The organism is Mucilaginibacter sp. Mucisp73, assembly GCF_059491465.1.
Window position 1 is genome coordinate 6,179,320 of record NZ_CP168507.1, and the last position, 17,347, is coordinate 6,196,666.

The window sequence follows — 17,347 nt, forward strand, 5'->3', positions numbered from 1 at the left end:
TGAATCATGACCGCGCCTTTCAAAACCTGTATGCTTATTGATGATAACTACATTGATAGCTTTATAACGCGCCGGGTTTTGGAAAGCAGCAACTTTGCCGAAAATATTATTGTGCGTCAATCGCCAATGGAGGCCATTGAGTCGTTAAAAAGCGGATCGGTAAACCCCGACGTTATTTTTTTAGATATCAGGATGCCAATAATGACGGGTTTTGAGTTTCTGCACGAATTTGCCGGTTTGGATATCGCTAAAAAAGGAATAAAAATATATATGTTATCGTCATCGCTTGATCCTACCGATATCAGGGACTCGGAAGATAATAAGCATATTACACAGTTTATTCATAAGCCACTTACTGTTAAAGCGCTCGAAGAAATTTGTCAATGATCTTAGTAGCAGATAGCGGATCATCAAAAACTGATTGGCTGCTGACCGTTTCAGACCAGGAAACCCGTTCGTTCCTTACTGCCGGGCTAAACCCGTATTTTTTAACTGAAAAAGAGATTGCCCGTATCATCCTTGAACAGGCTCCGGATATGGTTGCGCTTGCCGCAGAGATCTCTGAGATATATTTTTTTGGTGCCGGGTGCAGCAGCCCCGACCGGCACGAAATTGTATCAAATGCCCTGAGCACGCATTTTAATAAAGCCTATATCAGTGTTGACAGCGATTTGCTTGGATGCGCTTATGCAACCTGTGGTCATGAAAAAGGCATTTGTTGTGTGCTGGGAACCGGCAGTAACATCTCTTTTTTTGATGGTGAAGACATTTACGACGGACAGCATGGCCTTGGTTTTGTTTTGGGCGATGAAGGCTCGGGCACCTGGTTTGGCAAAAAGCTGATCACTGATTTTTTATATGGTAATATGCCGTATGATATCAGCCAGCAATTTGATAAGGCCTACCACCTGAACAAGGAGATCGTGATCAAAAATGTGTACCAAAAGCCTAATGCCAATACTTACCTGGCATCATTCAGTAAGTTTGTAAGCGAAATAAAGGCCACCGAATACGGACATTCCATGTTGGTTGACGGTTTGGTTGAATTTATTGAAACCAATATTAAATCGTACCCCGAATACCACAAGTATAAATGCCACTTTGTGGGCTCCATAGCTTATTCGTTTTCTGAGGAGCTTGTGTCTCTGTGCCACCTGCACGGCGTAAAAACAGGGAAGATCATTAAGCAACCAATCAATGACCTAATGGCCTTTATCCTGAAAAGGAATGAAATGGCAACGGAAGAGTAATTTGAATTATACCCATACAAGATTAAAAAGCACCTGTCATTCTGAGTAATTAAATCCGGCGAACTCTGAAGGTAAAATGACGTCTCCACCATCCGTCATGCTGAACTTGTTTCAGCACCTCACTTGCTAAGCATACTTCATGTGGCTTGTCCAGTGGGTTCCCGAAACAAGTTCGGGATGACACCAATTTTTAGCTATGATGGACAATTGTATTGTTGGATTGACAAATCTGTATTACGTTCGCCAGTGTGTCCCCCCTTCATTTGTCATCCCAGCCTAATAAAAATTAATTCAGGAATGAATGTTCCAAAATGAGTTTATATTTGCGGAACGATTGATCCAAAATTAAATTAATCTTCCAGAAAATGAAAAAATTAGAAAACAAGGTTGCAGTAGTAACAGGAGCTTCAAAAGGTATTGGCGCAGGTATAGCTAAAAGCCTGGCTTCGGCAGGTGCTGCAGTAGTAGTAAATTATGCATCAGATAAAAACGGTGCTGATAAAGTGGTTGCCGAAATTACCGCCGAAGGCGGCAAAGCTATCGCCGTACAAGGCAGCGTGGCAAAGAAGGCCGATGTTGACCGTCTTTTTGCCGAAACCAAAGAAGCTTTTGGTGGTGTTGATGTTTTGGTGAACAATGCAGGTGTATACCAGTTTACACCGATAGAAATTGTAACCGAAGAAGAATTTCACCGCCAGTTTGATATCAATGTACTCGGCTTATTACTTGCTACCCAGGGAGCGGTAAATAGTTTTGGCGATAAAGGCGGCAGTATAATTAACATAAGCTCAACGGTAACCCGTATTACTCCTCCGCAAAGTGCTATTTATACGGGTACTAAAGGTGCGGTCGATTCTATTACACAGGTTTTATCAAAAGAGCTTGGCCCTAAAAAGATCCGTGTAAATGCTATTAACCCGGGCATGGTTGAAACCGAAGGTACACACACAGCGGGTTTTATAGGTAGCGATTTCCAGACTGAGCTTGAAAAAACTACACCGCTTGGCCGTATCGGTCAGCCGGGTGATATTGCACCTGTTGCTGTATTCCTGGCATCTGATGATTCACGCTGGTTAACCGGCGAAATTATCCTGGCCAGTGGTGGGGTAAGATAATTATGCCGGTAAAGCCCGTTAAGCACAAACGGGGTATAAGATTAAACAATTAATTAAAAATGAATAGCTTTGCCTGCAAAACGGGTAAAGCTTTTCTGTTATGGCACGAAGTAAAGATTTTGATGAAGCCGAGGTACTGAGCAAGGCCGTTTGCATTTTTTGGCATAAGGGCTATAATGGCACCTCTATGCAGGACTTGGTTGACGGTTTGGGTATAAGCCGTTCGAGCCTGTATGATACTTTTGGTGATAAACACGCTTTATATATTAAAGCTTTAGATAGCTATCAAAAGGCAGGTGGAAACCAGATGTGTGATATTATCAATAATTCAGCGTCGGCCAAAGAGGCTATACAAAAGCTTTTGGAGCTTACCATGCGCGATTTGCTAAAGGATGAGCAACGTAAAGGCTGTTTCATGGTAAATGCTGAAATTGAACTGGCCTCGCTTGACACTGAAGTTAAGGACCTGATTTGCCGGAATGAGCAGCAGTTTGAAAACGCGATTCTTAGTGCCATAAAAAAAGGACAGGCAAGCGGTGAGATTCGTAACTCCCAGGATTCCCTTGCGCTGGCCCGGTTCATCATGAATGCGGTAAGGGGCATGCAGGTGTCAGCTAAAGCCATAGCCGACAAGGCTTTTTTTGATGATATTATCAAAACCACGCTGTCAGTACTTGATTAGCCATTTATGGGTTGAGTTTTCAAACCGTTAAGGTTTGCTTCTTCCTCAATCTTATCCCCAGTAAAAACACAATGCCAATGCCTGCAAATATACTGCCGGCTTGCGGGATATAATCGCCGTGTTTAACATAAAACGTGAGTTCGCTGTTAAGGTTGATATCTTGCTTGATAGAGGTTTTAGTCCACCATTCGGTATGTTTAACCACATCGCCACGTTGGTTTATGAATCCCGAGATGCCGGTATTAGCCGATTGGCAAACCCAGCGGCGTGTTTCGATAGCCCGAAGTTTGGCATAATCTAAATGCTGGTCCTTGCCCGAGGTATTTTCCCACCAGCCATCGTTAGTAATAATGGCGATGAACTGGGCCCCTTTTTTAACTGAGCGGGCAATGTAACCTCCCCATATTGATTCGTAGCAGATCACCGGATCAACGCCAATGCCGCTTTGCGAGTAAAGCACTTTTGCATCCTTTTCTGGAGCATAGGCTCCGGTGGCACCGCCTAAATGTTCAAATACGGGTTTCAGGAATGAAAGTGCATCGCCAAAAGGCAGTGATTCGGCCCCGGGTACTAACCGTGATTTATGGTAAGTTTGAATCCTGTCGCCATTTTCAATATTGAGGGCTGTGCTGTAAAAGTCTGCGAACTGGTCGCCGCCCCATGGTGAGGGAACCGCCGTTGGTGTTGACCTGTTGTTATATAGCCTGTATGTTTCGGCGCCGGTAACCAGGTTGCCATTAGGATATTTCCGTAAAAAAAGCTGGGCCTGCTTAATAAAATCATTTTGGCCTATCTGTTCCTCGTTAATATAAACAGGTGCGGGGATAGCTGTTTCGGGCCATATAAAAAACTCGGTATTGGGTTGGGCCACCTGTCTTGAAAGCTGGATCAGGATATCAAGTTGTGAAGCAGGGGGAATGGTACCATCTTTCTCGTACGGATCTATATTGGGCTGGGCAATAACGATGTTTGATGGGTTTACTTCTTCAACATAGTTATGATAAACCGATAATGAATAGCCAAGAGGCGCTGTTACAACAATTACAATCGCCATGATCAATGCCATTCTGTGGCGTTTGGTTTGAGCTTCGCGAAGGTTTGTATAAATTAAAAAAGCCAGGATATTTACAACCCAGATCCATAAAGTGCCGCCGTATACGCCGGTATATTCATACCATTGAACCCATTGATGCGATACGGCAAAACCGTTGCCAAGCGTCATCCACGGAAAGTAGAGATCCCAGCTTTGATGCAGGTATTCATACCCGATCCAGAAGCAAACTAAGCCAATTAGTGCAACCCAGCGAGGGGCAACCAGTCTAAACCGGTAATACAGCCAGAAAGCCGTCGCCATCAACAACGGCCCAAGCGAATAGGGGATAAGGGTAATGGGTATGGCCACAACCTCGCCCACTATTTTTAACGCATTATAAACCCAATAAACAGATAATGAGTTCCAGATAAAAAAGCCGATGAAAGTTACATTAAATACCCGCCTGCCTTTTTTAGGTTTATCATCGTTAATAATGTTTTCAATGGCCAGCAGCATAGGCACAAAGCCAATGAAAAGTAAAAACGTAGTATAAGGGGTAGGTGGCCAGGCTATCCATAAAAGCAAGCCAGATAGTATGGCTAATGGTAGATTTTTTTTCATGTAGAATATTATTCTTATTCGCTGTTTTGATAACGAATTAGTTTTTATTCCCTCCCCAGGGAGGGGTGCGTTTGGAATGAGCGATGGCAGGGAGGGGTTATACGTTTGTACAACTGCTGCCTACTAATGAAACCCCTCCCTACACCCTCCCAGGGGAGGGAATCGCACTGCCCTCTTCTTTTGGTTCGAACTTTATGATAACGATACTACAACCCTTTTAGAGATTACCACTTCTGCGCTTCCATTTTTAAGTCTTCCGCGCTTATAAACCTCATTTGTTCAATATCATCGTTCCCTGCCTCCAAATCTTCATTATATGCTATTATGGATTGCGGTTCTTCATTCAATTGAAACTTAATTTCCATAAGCTTCAGGCTTTTCAACAACCGCATTTCCTTTTCATGATTGTTAATTTTATCAAGGTCGATGATCAATTTCATATACTAAGTAATGTTTTGAAAATGGAGTAAACTACTCTTCGTCCCCTTCATCCCTTTCATATTTCCCTTTTGCCGGTTTAGCCGTTGCCCCGGCCACGCACATCACAAACTCGCCTTTCATGGGGTGCGTTTCAAAGTATTGTTTTACTTCAACTACAGTGCCACGCACGGTTTCTTCAAACATTTTGGTAAGCTCGCGGGATACCGAGATCTGCCTGTCGGCCCCCAAATAGGTGGCCATTTCATCCAGTGTTTTTAACAAACGGTGGGGCGACTCATATAGTATGATGGTACGCTCTTCTTCGGCCAAAAACTTGTACCGGGTTTGGCGGCCTTTTTTTAGCGGTAAAAATCCCTCAAAACAAAACTTATCGGTAGGGAATCCTGAGTTAACCAGGGCTGGCACAAAGGCGGTGGCGCCTGGCAGACATTCCACAGCGATATTAAACTTCAAAGCCTCGCGTACCAGGAAAAAGCCCGGATCGGATATAGCCGGTGTACCGGCATCCGAAATGAGCGCGATATTTTTCCCCTGCAGCAAAAACTTAATGATCTCGTTGCTTGATTGATGCTCATTATGTTGATGATGCGCGAATACTTTTTGATGGATATCGAAGTGTTTCAACATCGGGGCGGAGGTACGGGTATCCTCTGCCAGTATCAGATCAACCTCTTTCAACACGCGGATAGCCCTGAAGGTCATATCTTCCAAATTACCTATCGGGGTGGGGACTAAATATAGTTTGCCTATGGGATTGTTCATGTTGTTTGAGTCGATAGTCGATAGTCGATGGTCCATGGCTCTTCATCGTTCCGGGCTTACACCGCTAACGTAAATTACTATGGACTATCGACTATGGACTATCGACTTATTTATATCTTTGCCTAAAAAATAAAATAATGCTGCAAGTTAGTTATATCCGTGATAACCGGGAACAGGTTTTGGAACGTTTGGCTGTAAAAAATTTTAAACAGCCCCAACTGGTTGATGAAATAATTGAACTGGATGATAAACGCCGCTCCACTCAAACCAGTATGGATAATGTTTCGGCCGAGGCCAATGCAGCTGCAAAACAAATAGGCGAGCTGATGCGTGCCGGTAAAAAAGAAGAAGCGGAAGGCCTTAAGGGCAAAACCGGTGCCTGGAAAGAAGAGATCAAAAAGCTCGGCGACCTGCTTACCATTACCGAAGAGGAACTTTACCAGAAACTGGTATTGCTGCCCAACCTGCCACATAGTTCTGTACCCAAAGGCTTAACTCCAGAAGACAATGAGGTGGTATTGGAAAACGGTAGCAGGCCCGAATTACCTGCCGATGCTTTACCACATTGGGAGCTCGCGGCAAAATACAACCTGATTGATTTTGAACTGGGCGTTAAAATAACCGGCGCTGGTTTCCCTGTATATAAAAACAAAGGCGCTAAGCTGCAACGCGCATTGATCAATTATTTTATTGACGAGGCCGAAAAAGCAGGCTATAGTGAGGTAAGTGTACCATTAATGGTGAATGAAGCATCCGGCTTTGGCACATCACAATTGCCGGATAAAGAGGGACAGATGTACCATGTAGGTGTAGATAACCTGTACCTGATCCCTACCGCCGAGGTGCCTATTACTAACCTGTACCGTGAAGTGATATTGAAAGAAGATCAGTTACCGGTGCGTAACTGCGGGCATACGCCATGTTTCCGTCGTGAGGCCGGTTCATATGGCGCACACGTTCGCGGACTGAACCGCTTGCATCAGTTTGATAAGGTAGAGATAGTAACCATTGCCCATCCCGATAAATCATACGAAATATTGGAGCTGATGAGCAGCCATGTACAAGGACTGTTACAAAAGTTAGGTTTACCATACCGTGTATTACGCCTTTGCGGCGGTGATATGGGTTTTGGTTCTGCCTTAACTTATGATATGGAAACCTGGAGCGCGGCACAACAACGCTGGCTGGAAGTTTCATCAGTATCAAACTTTGAAACCTTCCAAAGCAACAGGCTTAAACTGCGGTTCCGCAATGCCGATGGTAAAACGCAGTTAGCACATACGCTAAACGGCAGCGCGCTGGCCCTGCCGCGAATTGTTGCTACTTTGTTAGAGAACAACCAGACTGAAAAAGGTATTAAAGTGCCTGAGGTGCTTGTGCCTTATACGAAGTTTGAATGGATTGATTAGCCCCCGGCCTCCTAAAGGAGGAGGTCAAAAGCATAGCGCCCCGGTACATTTGTTGTGCCGGGGCATTTTTTTTCTTGCGATGGTTTAAACATGGGTTAGCGTTTATAACGCGACTGGCGATGCAATAGCCAAACCAGATTAAGCGCTCATTACAAATGAGCGCAAGTTGTTAAGGCCTAAAGCCAAACCACTTTTTGAAAGCTTTCATGTTCACGGCCGATAATATTCCGGTATAGTTCGGGCTTCCTGGCCTGGATGTAACGATAGCCTCCCGCTTTGGTTAGTTTATCGGCGGTTAGTTCAGCCAAAACAAGCTCATTGTCTAATGATCGGCATTCGGCTATAATATCGCCGTAAGGATCGAGGATCATGGAGCAGCCATTTTTCAGCTGGTCATCATCCATGCCTATCGGATTGGCGAATACTGCATAAATTGCGTTATCGTATGCCCGGGCAGGTAACCATTTCATTAACCATTGCCTGCCTTTAAGACCATCAAATTCCTGGCGAAGTAACACTGTATTTGCTTCTTTGTCTTCCCATAATTCTGGGTCAACAAAACCGGCGCCCGGTCGGGTTGATGGTGTGCACATGGTGACGTGCGGCATAAAAATAACCTGTGCACCGAGGAGGGTAGTTGCACGTACATTTTCAATTATATTATTATCATAACAAATCAATATGCCGCATTTCCATCCATACAAATCAAATACGGTATATGCTGTGCCGGGTAAAAGATGTGGGTTGATAAAAGGGTGTAGCTTACGATGTTTGGCAATGATCCCGGTTTTATCAACGCATACATAAGCTTTAAACAGGTTGTCCTCTTTGTCCTTTTCAAACAAACCGGCCAGTATAGCGATGTCATATCGCCGGGCGTACTCGGTTAATTCAGCGATGCTCGGTCCACCGGGGATTTCTTCGGCCAGGTCAAGCATTTGTGTTTTATTAAATTTGCGGGCAAAGGTATAGCCTGTTATCGAGCATTCATGAAAAGCTATTGTTTGGGCACCTTGTGCCGCGGCATCCGCTGTCATTTTTTCAATAACTGATAAATTATAGGCTTTATCACCGCTTCTGTTTTCAAATTGAGCAGTGGCGATTGTTAGGTTTTCCATACGCTGATCATCTTTTTTCAAAACTACCAGAGCTATACCGAAAAGCATTGTAAAAAACCGACAAACGCAATTTTAAACCAACGGCATAAAGTTTATTGCCAAAAGATTGTGATTGGCTTTGTATTGCAGGGGAGTAACGCCTGTGTGTTTCCGGAAAAAGTGATTAAGATGCGCCTGATCGTAATATCCGCAGGCATAACTCAATGAGTTTAGCTCTTTTATTGAGGTGAGTTTTTGAAGTTGTTTGAGATAGGTTTGAAACTTAACGGCATCAATAAATTTTTTAGGAGAAAGACCTACTTCCTCATTGAATTTGCGCTCAAGTTGCCGTTCGGTTACAGGTATCACATCAGGTAAATTTTTAACGTTAATAATACCCTTGTTTGCGTGAATGATGTTTATGGCCCGATCTGTAATACCTGCGTGTTTAGCTTTCGAAGCTGTTTTTTTTAATAAGAATTGTTCGGCAAATGCCGCCGCCGCCGGGAGGTCAGCAGCATTTGCGATACGGTCTTCAAGATCAAGGGCTTCCTGCCCGAAAAGATCTTTTAATGGTGCTGTATTGTTAGTTAACTCATGGGCCGCCACACCAAGTAAAGGCAACAAAGCATTAGGTTGCAAAACCACAATCAGCATAGCCAGTTCGCTAACCGAAGTAATATTATTATAATGAGTTATTTGTCCGTAAACAAAGCTGCCAGGTTGCTTGCTGGCAAGGGTATGTTGTTGGTTATATTGGAGTAAAGGATCTTTTAAATGAAACACCATCCCCGGATTACCGTCCGAAAACAGGCGGTAATTCATAGCAACCCGCTGATTATGCGCTATAATTAAATAGTGCTTAACGATACCCGAAAGCAAAGGATGTGGTGCTATTTGCATGGTGATGTTGAGCCAGATCCTAAAAATAAATAAAAATGTGGAACCGTAGGCGATAGCTTTCACCCATGACATGTTAAAAAAGATCATAATAAAGCCCTGGTGCATTGCGCCGAGGCTTTATATTATTGTTTAATTAAGAAAAAGTAAAATTCCTGTTCCTTAAAATAGAAATGGCATCTTCTGCAAGATCTTCCGTGAGCCCTACCGATGGGCTGGTTAAAACAAGGTTATGTTTTATATTTTCAGGTAATCCATTTAGCATTTTATCATCGTCGATAATCACAAACTCTTGACTCGGTTGATGTTTCTTTTTATACCATTCCAATATTTCTTCAGTACGTGTCTTTTTTAAACTATTTGTCGTCAGTCGGTGAACCTTTTTAGGGCTAATCCCTCTCGTCTTTAATAGATCTTTCCATTCGGCGACTTTATACTTCGATTTATGTGAAGTAGTTAATATTACAGAGGCATTAGTTTCCGCTATAATATGTTGAAGCGCCTTTACCGCCCTTGAATTAAATACGGGAAAGCCGTCGGGCATAAACTCAGGTTTCTTCCACGAGTTTGCTGGGACTAATACTCCATCTATATCTAATAAAATCAACATAATACAAAATTACTACTTATTCGTCATTAGATGTTATTCGTCTTAAAAATTCCAATTCTAATTTATTGTACTCCGCGTCTAATCTATTTAGGTGTTCAATTCCTGCAGCAGAATCCCAATCATTTTCATCAAACTCAATTTGGTTCCATGGGGTTTCTTTGGTTGCCGACGTTAAGTTAGTCGCCACTTGTCCCAGCTCAAAATTCATGATCAAAGAACTTAAGTATCTGTGATGCCCATCTATAATCAATTTGCCGCATATTTTTATCTCGCCAAATTTTACATGATGTTCCATCTTGCTACACATTCTTGAGATTATGGGTATAGATAATCTGGATTGCGTTGGAATAAAAGGAATATTATTAGTTGCAATAAATTCCACAATAAACTGCGGTGTGATTTTTTTCATTTTATGTGATAAAAGTTAGGTTGCTTTTAAAGCAATTTCCACTTCCTCCTTAGAGCCTGCGGGCTAATACTTCCTGTAAACATTATAAAGAATATTCAAATCCAGCTGGGTCATAACAGGTGTTTCATCCGTTTGTACAAAGTGACGCTTAAAGGCAACAATCGCTACCGGGAGATTGCTGATATCATAGCCAATCAGCTTAAGCGCGGTAGCATAATCGAAATTATCCGGCGGAAGCTCCAGCAACTCTTCTCTCCAAAACCCAAAACCTTTTTGTGCTAACAATTTCCACGGAAATAATGGCCCCGGATCGGGTTTGCGTAGTGGCGCTATATCCTGGTGCCCTATAAAATTGGCCTGCGGAATGTTGTAGGTTTTCTTTAATTGAGCCAACAAAGCCAGCAGGCTTTTTACCTGTATATCATTAAAAGGCTCGTGCCCGTTATTGTCAATTTCGATGCCAATGGAACAGCTGTTCATATCGGTAATGCTACCCCATTTGCTAATGCCGGCATGCCAGGCCCGCAGGTAATCATTCAGCATGTGGTAAACCTTGCCGTCTTTACTTACCACATAGTGCGCGCTTACCTGCGGCTTTACCACGGTAAAAGTATTGAGGGTTTGTTTAACCGAATCCTGGGCAGTGTAATGTATAATGACATAGTTGGGCTTGCGCAGGTTGAAATTCACGGTGCCAACCCACTCCGAAGGGATGGCGCCTCCCGCACTGTCAACCAGCATGGCCGGCTGCTCGCGGCTAATTACCTCTACCAATGAATCGGTTTGGTTGTGGTATACTTTATTAGTGGCAGCGAAGGGTTGTACTTTAGGCGAACATGCGCTGATGGTGGCTACAACTGCCATAAATAATAAAATGTATATATTTTTCAAACCTTGATTCTCCTGATTAAAGATTTCTCCCTGATGATTTAAACAAGTATACAAAAAACCTTGATCCATTTGATTTAAAGACTTTCTGATTTTATCAGGTACTCCGCAAATCAAGCGAATCAAGGTTAAGGTAGCTTATCTCTTCGAGATAGCCTGTCTGTTTTTATATTTTTAGCAGCCTTATATAGCTGTCGACCGCCTGATTACGCCTAACAGAAGCGCGATAATAGCTATCACCAGCAAAATATGGATCAGGCCGCCTACCGTTGTAAAAAATACGCCGATTGCCCATCCTATTATAAGGATGACTGCAATGATATACAGGAGTGAGTTCATAATACTTTGTTTTAATTAATGATTTTCATAGATATTAGTATAATAACTGTGACCACTGAAAAGTTTTAAATTTTGTGTTTTTTAGGGGGAGATGCAGTTCATTTAACGTTGTGTTTTGTAAAGATTTATTCCCGGTGTATCTTTAGGCACCTTACCTCATAAAAACGATGAAATATTTTCTGCTGCTTATCTGCCTGCTGCCCGCCGGGCTTGTGTTTGGCCAGTCGAAACTGCCGGTAATCAAAGCCACTTCCAAAAAAGTAGCGATTAATGACGGCGGATTTTTGGATAAAAATGCATGGTCGCTTTCGCCAAAAACACGACCGGACGTTTATACTGCCGATAGGACCCGGGAAACTAAATGGGTTACATTTTATACAGATATCGATTCGATAAGGATAAAGGTTAAGCCCGGCACAAGGTATAACTTCGTTATCCTGCTTAACGGTAAGGATTCATGTTATACGCAAATAGCAAGCGCTATACCGCCGGCGGATGAACATGAAGCCCGAATCAGCAAAAACGATACTATTCCCTTTAAACTTACAGCCTATAATGCCATTGCAGTAAAGGCAGTGATGAATGATACCGACACTTTATCTCTTCACTTTGATCTAAGCTCATTTGACTTTCATTTAACAAGGGATGCCATATTAAATAAAACGAAACTGCTGCCTAACCAGGCTGATGTTTTGGCCGGTAAAGCAAAGCCGAATTTTAATGAAATGAGCAAAGCCTTGAAGTTGCAAATCGGCACATCAGTTTGGCATAACCTGGAAATGTTGCCCACAAACATAACCTCGACTGGAATGGACGGCCGTTTTGGCTGGAACCTGTTTGAGGGTAAACAGGTAGAGGTTGATTATGATAACAACCGTATCATCATCCGTAATAAAATGCCTAAAAACTTAAACGGTTATGAACGCTCGAAGATTGGTTTTATCCATTCGTTCCCATATGTTACCGGTACGTTTGAAATAGGCGGCAAAAAATATACCGGCAATTTTTCTATGGATACGGGATCCGAACAGTCATTGATACTCGATAGTGAATGGGCTGGTAAAAATAATTTCCCCAGGGATCTTAAACTCATCAAGTCATCCACCATCAGCGATCCGCGCGGGGTAAAATATGAAATGAAGATTGTAGAAACACCATTGTTCAGGCTCAATGGATTCCCTGTTAGTAATGTGCCGGCCATTATGCTGAGCAATAAAAACCCGATGGGTTTTGAGATTAACTATTTGGGGAACGGTCTTTTAAAACGATTCAATATGATCCTCGATTTTAAGAATGATTATCTGTACCTGAAGCCAAATAAATTATCTACCTGAATGGAATTTAGTTTCCAGCCGGCACTGCCCAGCTTTGCCCGTCTAAAACAGGGTTTACATCCATGTTGTCGTATTGAATATTGAGCTTTTGCTGGCCGCTTGTTGTGGCCTCACGATACGGAATGGTAATACCCTGTACCGGCCGAAGATCTGATAGCATAGCGAACAGGGTTTTGTCGCCTACCTTATAGCCGTAAGCCATTAGTTGGTTCTGATTATTTATAGCAAACACGTATTCGTTGCCATTTAACCTGCATTGAACCGTATACATATCATTATCGGGGATTTTTTGTGTATTGATGATCTGCAATTGATCAAGCGATGATCTGCGTAACCCAATAACCCCGGTGTATAAGGCGGTTTTTATCTCGGCAACGTTATTGGCCGGAAGATCGGACTTGTTGCCGCTGCTCCATTGCCATCCGTTACTGCCTTCAGTTTGTTGCACCGAAACCGGTTTGCCGTTTTTCCATATTTCAACGCGCACCTTGTTATTGGGAATATCAATCAGCTCAACAACTTTTAACCCCGAAACGGAACCTGTTAACCGGGCGGTTTTCAATGCATTCAGTTTGTCGCCTCCGTGTGCGGCATTGGCTTTCAAAAGCAGGGTTTTCCCATTTGGCACGGCGGCATTGCTTGTATTTGCGGCGGAGTTTTCGGAAGTTTTTTTAGCAGCGGTTGATGATTGGGTATTGTTAGCGGTGATATTATCATCATTGTCTACAAAAAATACCCGCCCGTCAACTACAGCCATGCGGGTTTTACCGCCCATATCACAAAAAAAGCTGTGTAGCTCGGTATGGCCATCGGTATAGGTAAGTGTAAGTACCCCCTTGTTTATTTTATAAGTGCCGCTGCCGTCCCGGCTGCTTGAGCTGCCACCGCCAACATTTTCGCCGGCCACAACTGAGCCCGAATAGCGCGAATTGCTAAAATGCCCCTTGCCGTCGAAATTCAATCCCTGTGTGCTTAAAGCGCCTACATAAGTTGTGCCATAGGCCGCGCCGCCACCGCCCATAGCGCTGATGAACGAGTAATAGCCCGGAGGTATAATGTTCCCCTGAAGTTTAAACAGCTCATGTGCATAATTGGAAAGGCTTCCATATTTGGTTATGCCATAAACAGACGAGCTTTTGGTATATTTAAGTGTTACCTCGCCTTTGCTTATGGTGTAATGTCCGCTCACGTTGGTTTGCCAGTCGGCACGGTTAAGCGAAGAATTGAAAGTACCATCAGGTCTGAATAATATAGCAACGTCAGTTCTGTTCATGCCTCCGCCAAATATCGGACTTGGCGAAAACTCGCATCCGGCATAAACGCCATCTAATTTATCCTGGGCAAAAACATTATCGTAAAGGCAAAATAAAAAGGCGAATAGTACCAGGAGGAATTGTTTCATAGGGCGTCGGTTTTTTGTTGGTAAACCGTGTTTGCCGCTTATTGTTTGTGGCAATGCTTTAATTAATATGTAATTAACGTTGGTGCTGTTTAATATAAAGTGAAATGTTATTTCGACGACGAACGAGGAAAAATCTTATGCGCTAAGTTCATCGATTAGCAACAACACGCTCAAATAAAAAACGGCCGCAAGGAATAATTCCCCCACGACCGCTCTTAAAAAACTAATAAACGTTAAGCTTTTTCGGCTTTTGATGCCTGGTTGATACCGGCTTCGGCAATTTGAGTGAGCAGGCTGTCGCAGGTTTTTTCTTCCTGCAGGGTTGAATCAAGCAGTTCGGCCGCATGGTCATAGCCCAGCACGCCGGCCAGCGTGCGGAGGGTACCGTATGACGCTATTTCGTAGTGCTCAATTTTTTGAGCCGCCGAAATAATACCGGCATCACGGGTAATACTGCCTTTTTCGGTTTCTGATATAATTTCTTCACCTTCCTTGATGAGGCCAGCCATCGCTTCACATTTTACAGCCACGGCTTTTTGGCCAATAGAAGCAAAGGCATCTTCCAAACGAATCACCTGCCGCTCGGTTTCGGCCAGGTGGTTTTCGATAGCCGAGCGTAATTCATCGGATGTTGCCGCTTTAGCCATTTTAGGCAGTGCTTTTGTAAGATGTTTTTCGGCCCAGTAAATGTCTTTTAATTCATCAATAAATAATTCATTCAGTGCCGATTCCTGCACATCATTAGTTTGTTCGGGTGTTTTTACTTTAGTAGTTGCCATGATAGATGTTTTAATGTTTTTGTGAAATAAGCACTACAAACACAAAGCCAAAATTTATTCTTTTAAAAATAAAATTAATTATTAGGATAATTTATTCGTGTTGTCAGAAGGATTTTATCTTCTTAAAAAAATAGCTTTCCAAACATTTCCAATCATGAGTTCTGAAAACAACACATGTTGACTCTTTTTGAGGAATAATTCAATTACAGACTTAAAACTTTCAACTCCGTACTTCCGGCTTCATTAAGCCCCTTTCTTGCTTTTTAAACTGGCCATCAGCTGGTCGTACAAATCATCGCTACCTGTTTTACGGGGCTTAAGCTTTTTAACTTTGGCGCGTTTGCCTTTTGATTTGGCCTCGATGATCCTGAGCAACTCATCATTATACTCGTCTTTAAATTTAGACACATCAAAATCTTCGGCGTACTGGTTGATCAGGGTGAGGCCCATATCCAGTTCCTTTTTACTTACCTCAATCTTATCGGGCAGGTTAAGATCTTCCGTGTCACGAATTTCCTGTCCAAAACGGATGCGGGTTACCACCAGTACATTTTTAAGCGGGTGAACGATACAAAGGCTTTCGGTGCTGCGCAGTACAAAACGGGCCAGCCCTGCTTTTTTTGATTGCGTAAGTGCCTGGATAAGCAGGGCATAGGCTTTGTTGTTTTTGGTGTCGGGCTCGGTATAGTATGATGTTTCGTAAAACATGGGGTTTACATCAGCAATATCTACAAAGCTTTCAATTTCAATTACCTTGCTTTTTTCGGGCGCTGCATCTTCAAAGTCCTGCTCGTCCATGATCACGTAATCTTCATCAAGCTTATAGCCTTTTACAATTTTATCGTAAGGGACTTCCTTGTGGGTATTTTCGTTTACCCGCTGAAAACGGATGCGTGCATGATCACGGCTGTCCAGCATATCAAAATCAAGCGAGCTGGTTTGTACTGCCGAATACAATTTAACGGGGATGCTCACCAGCCCAAAACCTATCGAACCTTTCCATATCGATCTCATAACCAAATAAATTAGTGCGTTGTAGTATAACTATTAAAAAGGTAAAGGGTTTGAAGGGAGGGGCGATATATCAAAAGTGGGGGCTGCGCGATTCCTTCTTGCGAGGAGTGGCGGGGGGCAGTAAAAGAAGGTTAGATGTGGGTGAAACACATACCTCTGCAACCCAATGTCATTAAGTTAAGAGATAGACAAGTTGCACCAGAGGTGCAAAAGGTTTGTAGAAATAAATAAATAATAAAAATTTTAGTGTGCCAGGGGTACACAATTCCGGTGTTCCGTACCTCTGGCACGGTTGTTTTGGTATAATTATATTGCTACAACCCGGTACCCCCTCTGGGGGATTTCCTTAACTTGATGACACACCTGTGCAATGGCTCCTTCCTCTGCTCAGGAAAGACTTTCATTTATTTCTTCCCAAACAAAACCACCCGCCGGTTTATTTACAAGCATACCAGTGGCTTAGCAATTAATTGTAGCCTTACTGTTACACATTAAACTAAACATACGTTACCTTAGTCATAACATCAAATAATATACACATGAAAAAGCTATTTATCCTTGCCGCACTATTAGCAACTACCATTGGCGCATTTGCCCAAAACGTTGACCTTAGGCGTAAAATTGAAGTTACCGGCATTGCCGAGCAGGAGGTTACTCCTGATATTATAAACGTAACCATATCACTACAGGAATACATGGATGGCAAAAAGCACATTGCCATTAACGACCTGGAAGACCAGCTGGAAAAAGCCGTTAAAGATGCCGGCATTCCATCGTCAGATTTTACGGTGAACAATGTATCTGCCTGGAACAATACCTATCAAAAGAAAAAAGCACCCGACTTTTTGGCCAGCAAACAATACGGCCTGCGTGTGCGCGACCTGAATAAGTTTAACCAGATCATGTCGAAAATTGACCCTAAAGGTATCCAATCAACCAATATTGAAAGTTACGACTATTCAAAAATGGCCGATTTAAAGCGCGACCTTAAAATCAAAGCCCTGTTGGCCGCCCGCGATAAAGCGACTTACCTGTTGGCTGCCCTTGGTGAAAAGCTGGGTGGCGCCATCAATATTACCGAAAGCGATAACAGCAGCTTCCCGCAGCCGCGCATGTATGCCGCCAATATGATGACATTCAAAGCTTCGGCAGATAGCAATGTTGGCGATTCGGATATCAGTTTCAAAAACATCAAACTAAGTTTCCAGATCCAGGCCGTATTTGAGATTGTAAAATAATCGGCTCGTACCCTCAAGGGGGTT

General features: G+C 43.0%; 19 protein-coding genes. 7 read left to right on the forward strand and 12 right to left on the reverse strand.

The annotated features are described in order from the left end of the window. The first annotated feature begins 6 nt into the window (after positions 1-6). From ACEN82_RS25630 to ACEN82_RS25645, 4 genes are all read left to right on the forward strand, one after another. Complete coding sequence (locus ACEN82_RS25630; protein WP_091176071.1) at positions 7-387, forward strand: response regulator; 381 nt, start codon at positions 7-9, stop codon at positions 385-387. Continuing rightward, positions 384-1,250, forward strand: coding sequence for an N-acetylglucosamine kinase (locus ACEN82_RS25635; protein ID WP_413321316.1), 867 nt, complete (start codon positions 384-386; stop codon positions 1,248-1,250). The genes ACEN82_RS25630 and ACEN82_RS25635 overlap by 4 nt, the downstream gene beginning before the upstream one ends. 365 nt (positions 1,251-1,615) lie before the next feature. After that, the gene (locus ACEN82_RS25640; RefSeq protein ID WP_413321315.1) at positions 1,616-2,365 is read left to right on the forward strand and encodes a glucose 1-dehydrogenase; all 750 of its coding nucleotides are present in this window, start codon (positions 1,616-1,618) and stop codon (positions 2,363-2,365) included. A gap of 100 nt (positions 2,366-2,465) precedes the next feature. Continuing rightward, positions 2,466-3,047, forward strand: a complete 582-nt coding sequence (locus tag ACEN82_RS25645) for a TetR/AcrR family transcriptional regulator (RefSeq protein ID WP_413321314.1) — start codon at positions 2,466-2,468, stop codon at positions 3,045-3,047. 19 nt (positions 3,048-3,066) lie between these two features. Here ACEN82_RS25645 and lnt read toward each other — a convergent pair whose 3' ends face one another. The 3 genes from lnt to rsmI all read right to left on the reverse strand — a co-directional run bounded on the left by lnt (position 3,067) and on the right by rsmI (position 5,904). Continuing rightward, complete coding sequence (lnt, locus tag ACEN82_RS25650; RefSeq protein WP_413321313.1) at positions 3,067-4,701, reverse strand: apolipoprotein N-acyltransferase; 1,635 nt, start codon at positions 4,699-4,701, stop codon at positions 3,067-3,069. Positions 4,702-4,925: 224 nt separating this feature from the next. After that, positions 4,926-5,141, reverse strand: a complete 216-nt coding sequence (locus ACEN82_RS25655; protein ID WP_413321312.1) for a hypothetical protein — start codon at positions 5,139-5,141, stop codon at positions 4,926-4,928. A gap of 31 nt (positions 5,142-5,172) precedes the next feature. Continuing rightward, a complete protein-coding gene (gene rsmI, locus ACEN82_RS25660) occupies positions 5,173-5,904 on the reverse strand; it encodes a 16S rRNA (cytidine(1402)-2'-O)-methyltransferase (protein ID WP_413321311.1) in 732 nt (243 codons plus the stop codon). Positions 5,905-6,041: 137 nt separating this feature from the next. Here rsmI and serS point away from each other — a divergent pair, with 137 nt between their 5' ends. Next, the gene (serS, locus tag ACEN82_RS25665; protein ID WP_413321310.1) at positions 6,042-7,313 is read left to right on the forward strand and encodes a serine--tRNA ligase; all 1,272 of its coding nucleotides are present in this window, start codon (positions 6,042-6,044) and stop codon (positions 7,311-7,313) included. 176 nt (positions 7,314-7,489) lie between these two features. On the opposite strand, the gene ACEN82_RS25670 is transcribed toward serS, so the two are convergent. The 6 genes from ACEN82_RS25670 to ACEN82_RS25695 all read right to left on the reverse strand — a co-directional run bounded on the left by ACEN82_RS25670 (position 7,490) and on the right by ACEN82_RS25695 (position 11,556). After that, on the reverse strand, positions 7,490-8,431 hold the full coding sequence (locus ACEN82_RS25670) for a nitrilase family protein (RefSeq protein WP_413321309.1): 942 nt from the start codon (positions 8,429-8,431) through the stop codon (positions 7,490-7,492). 72 nt (positions 8,432-8,503) lie between these two features. Next, positions 8,504-9,385 (reverse strand): AraC family transcriptional regulator, encoded by an 882-nt coding sequence (locus ACEN82_RS25675; RefSeq protein ID WP_413321308.1) that lies wholly within the window; start codon positions 9,383-9,385, stop codon positions 8,504-8,506. 61 nt (positions 9,386-9,446) lie between these two features. Further along, complete coding sequence (locus tag ACEN82_RS25680; protein ID WP_373615659.1) at positions 9,447-9,920, reverse strand: HAD domain-containing protein; 474 nt, start codon at positions 9,918-9,920, stop codon at positions 9,447-9,449. Between the two features lie 16 nt (positions 9,921-9,936). After that, entirely contained in the window at positions 9,937-10,329 is a 393-nt protein-coding gene (locus ACEN82_RS25685) for a hypothetical protein (RefSeq protein ID WP_090533501.1), read from the reverse strand. A gap of 63 nt (positions 10,330-10,392) precedes the next feature. Next, a complete protein-coding gene (locus ACEN82_RS25690) occupies positions 10,393-11,193 on the reverse strand; it encodes an N-acetylmuramoyl-L-alanine amidase (RefSeq protein WP_413321307.1) in 801 nt (266 codons plus the stop codon). Positions 11,194-11,400: 207 nt separating this feature from the next. Next, the gene (locus ACEN82_RS25695) at positions 11,401-11,556 is read right to left on the reverse strand and encodes a lmo0937 family membrane protein (protein WP_139160049.1); all 156 of its coding nucleotides are present in this window, start codon (positions 11,554-11,556) and stop codon (positions 11,401-11,403) included. A gap of 167 nt (positions 11,557-11,723) precedes the next feature. Here ACEN82_RS25695 and ACEN82_RS25700 point away from each other — a divergent pair, with 167 nt between their 5' ends. Then, positions 11,724-12,890 carry a hypothetical protein gene (locus tag ACEN82_RS25700; RefSeq protein WP_413321306.1) on the forward strand — a complete coding sequence of 389 codons (1,167 nt, stop codon included), beginning with the start codon at positions 11,724-11,726 and terminating at the stop codon, positions 12,888-12,890. A 7-nt stretch (positions 12,891-12,897) separates the two neighbouring features. Here the strand turns inward: ACEN82_RS25700 and ACEN82_RS25705 are convergent, their stop codons facing one another. The 3 genes from ACEN82_RS25705 to ku all read right to left on the reverse strand — a co-directional run bounded on the left by ACEN82_RS25705 (position 12,898) and on the right by ku (position 16,085). Next, a complete protein-coding gene (locus ACEN82_RS25705; protein WP_413321305.1) occupies positions 12,898-14,292 on the reverse strand; it encodes a hypothetical protein in 1,395 nt (464 codons plus the stop codon). Positions 14,293-14,525: 233 nt separating this feature from the next. Further along, a complete protein-coding gene (locus ACEN82_RS25710; RefSeq protein ID WP_090533509.1) occupies positions 14,526-15,071 on the reverse strand; it encodes a YciE/YciF ferroxidase family protein in 546 nt (181 codons plus the stop codon). Positions 15,072-15,314: 243 nt separating this feature from the next. Further along, positions 15,315-16,085, reverse strand: a complete 771-nt coding sequence (gene ku / locus ACEN82_RS25715; protein ID WP_112656457.1) for a non-homologous end joining protein Ku — start codon at positions 16,083-16,085, stop codon at positions 15,315-15,317. A 539-nt stretch (positions 16,086-16,624) separates the two neighbouring features. On the opposite strand from ku, the gene ACEN82_RS25720 reads away from it, so the two are divergent. Beyond that, the gene (locus tag ACEN82_RS25720) at positions 16,625-17,323 is read left to right on the forward strand and encodes an SIMPL domain-containing protein (RefSeq protein ID WP_354485348.1); all 699 of its coding nucleotides are present in this window, start codon (positions 16,625-16,627) and stop codon (positions 17,321-17,323) included. Positions 17,324-17,347 lie beyond the last annotated feature (24 nt).

Bases quoted from the DNA above. Each gene is read 5' to 3' on its own strand.
- ACEN82_RS25630 (WP_091176071.1), top strand. From the start codon at position 7: ATGACCGCGCCTTTCAAAACCTGTATGCTTATTGATGATAACTACATT.
- ACEN82_RS25635 (WP_413321316.1), top strand. From the start codon at position 384: ATGATCTTAGTAGCAGATAGCGGATCATCAAAAACTGATTGGCTGCTG.
- ACEN82_RS25640 (WP_413321315.1), top strand. From the start codon at position 1,616: ATGAAAAAATTAGAAAACAAGGTTGCAGTAGTAACAGGAGCTTCAAAA.
- ACEN82_RS25645 (WP_413321314.1), top strand. From the start codon at position 2,466: ATGGCACGAAGTAAAGATTTTGATGAAGCCGAGGTACTGAGCAAGGCC.
- lnt (WP_413321313.1), bottom strand. From the start codon at position 4,701: ATGAAAAAAAATCTACCATTAGCCATACTATCTGGCTTGCTTTTATGG.
- ACEN82_RS25655 (WP_413321312.1), bottom strand. From the start codon at position 5,141: ATGAAATTGATCATCGACCTTGATAAAATTAACAATCATGAAAAGGAA.
- rsmI (WP_413321311.1), bottom strand. From the start codon at position 5,904: ATGAACAATCCCATAGGCAAACTATATTTAGTCCCCACCCCGATAGGT.
- serS (WP_413321310.1), top strand. From the start codon at position 6,042: ATGCTGCAAGTTAGTTATATCCGTGATAACCGGGAACAGGTTTTGGAA.
- ACEN82_RS25670 (WP_413321309.1), bottom strand. From the start codon at position 8,431: ATGGAAAACCTAACAATCGCCACTGCTCAATTTGAAAACAGAAGCGGT.
- ACEN82_RS25675 (WP_413321308.1), bottom strand. From the start codon at position 9,385: ATGTCATGGGTGAAAGCTATCGCCTACGGTTCCACATTTTTATTTATT.
- ACEN82_RS25680 (WP_373615659.1), bottom strand. From the start codon at position 9,920: ATGTTGATTTTATTAGATATAGATGGAGTATTAGTCCCAGCAAACTCG.
- ACEN82_RS25685 (WP_090533501.1), bottom strand. From the start codon at position 10,329: ATGAAAAAAATCACACCGCAGTTTATTGTGGAATTTATTGCAACTAAT.
- ACEN82_RS25690 (WP_413321307.1), bottom strand. From the start codon at position 11,193: ATGGCAGTTGTAGCCACCATCAGCGCATGTTCGCCTAAAGTACAACCC.
- ACEN82_RS25695 (WP_139160049.1), bottom strand. From the start codon at position 11,556: ATGAACTCACTCCTGTATATCATTGCAGTCATCCTTATAATAGGATGG.
- ACEN82_RS25700 (WP_413321306.1), top strand. From the start codon at position 11,724: ATGAAATATTTTCTGCTGCTTATCTGCCTGCTGCCCGCCGGGCTTGTG.
- ACEN82_RS25705 (WP_413321305.1), bottom strand. From the start codon at position 14,292: ATGAAACAATTCCTCCTGGTACTATTCGCCTTTTTATTTTGCCTTTAC.
- ACEN82_RS25710 (WP_090533509.1), bottom strand. From the start codon at position 15,071: ATGGCAACTACTAAAGTAAAAACACCCGAACAAACTAATGATGTGCAG.
- ku (WP_112656457.1), bottom strand. From the start codon at position 16,085: ATGAGATCGATATGGAAAGGTTCGATAGGTTTTGGGCTGGTGAGCATC.
- ACEN82_RS25720 (WP_354485348.1), top strand. From the start codon at position 16,625: ATGAAAAAGCTATTTATCCTTGCCGCACTATTAGCAACTACCATTGGC.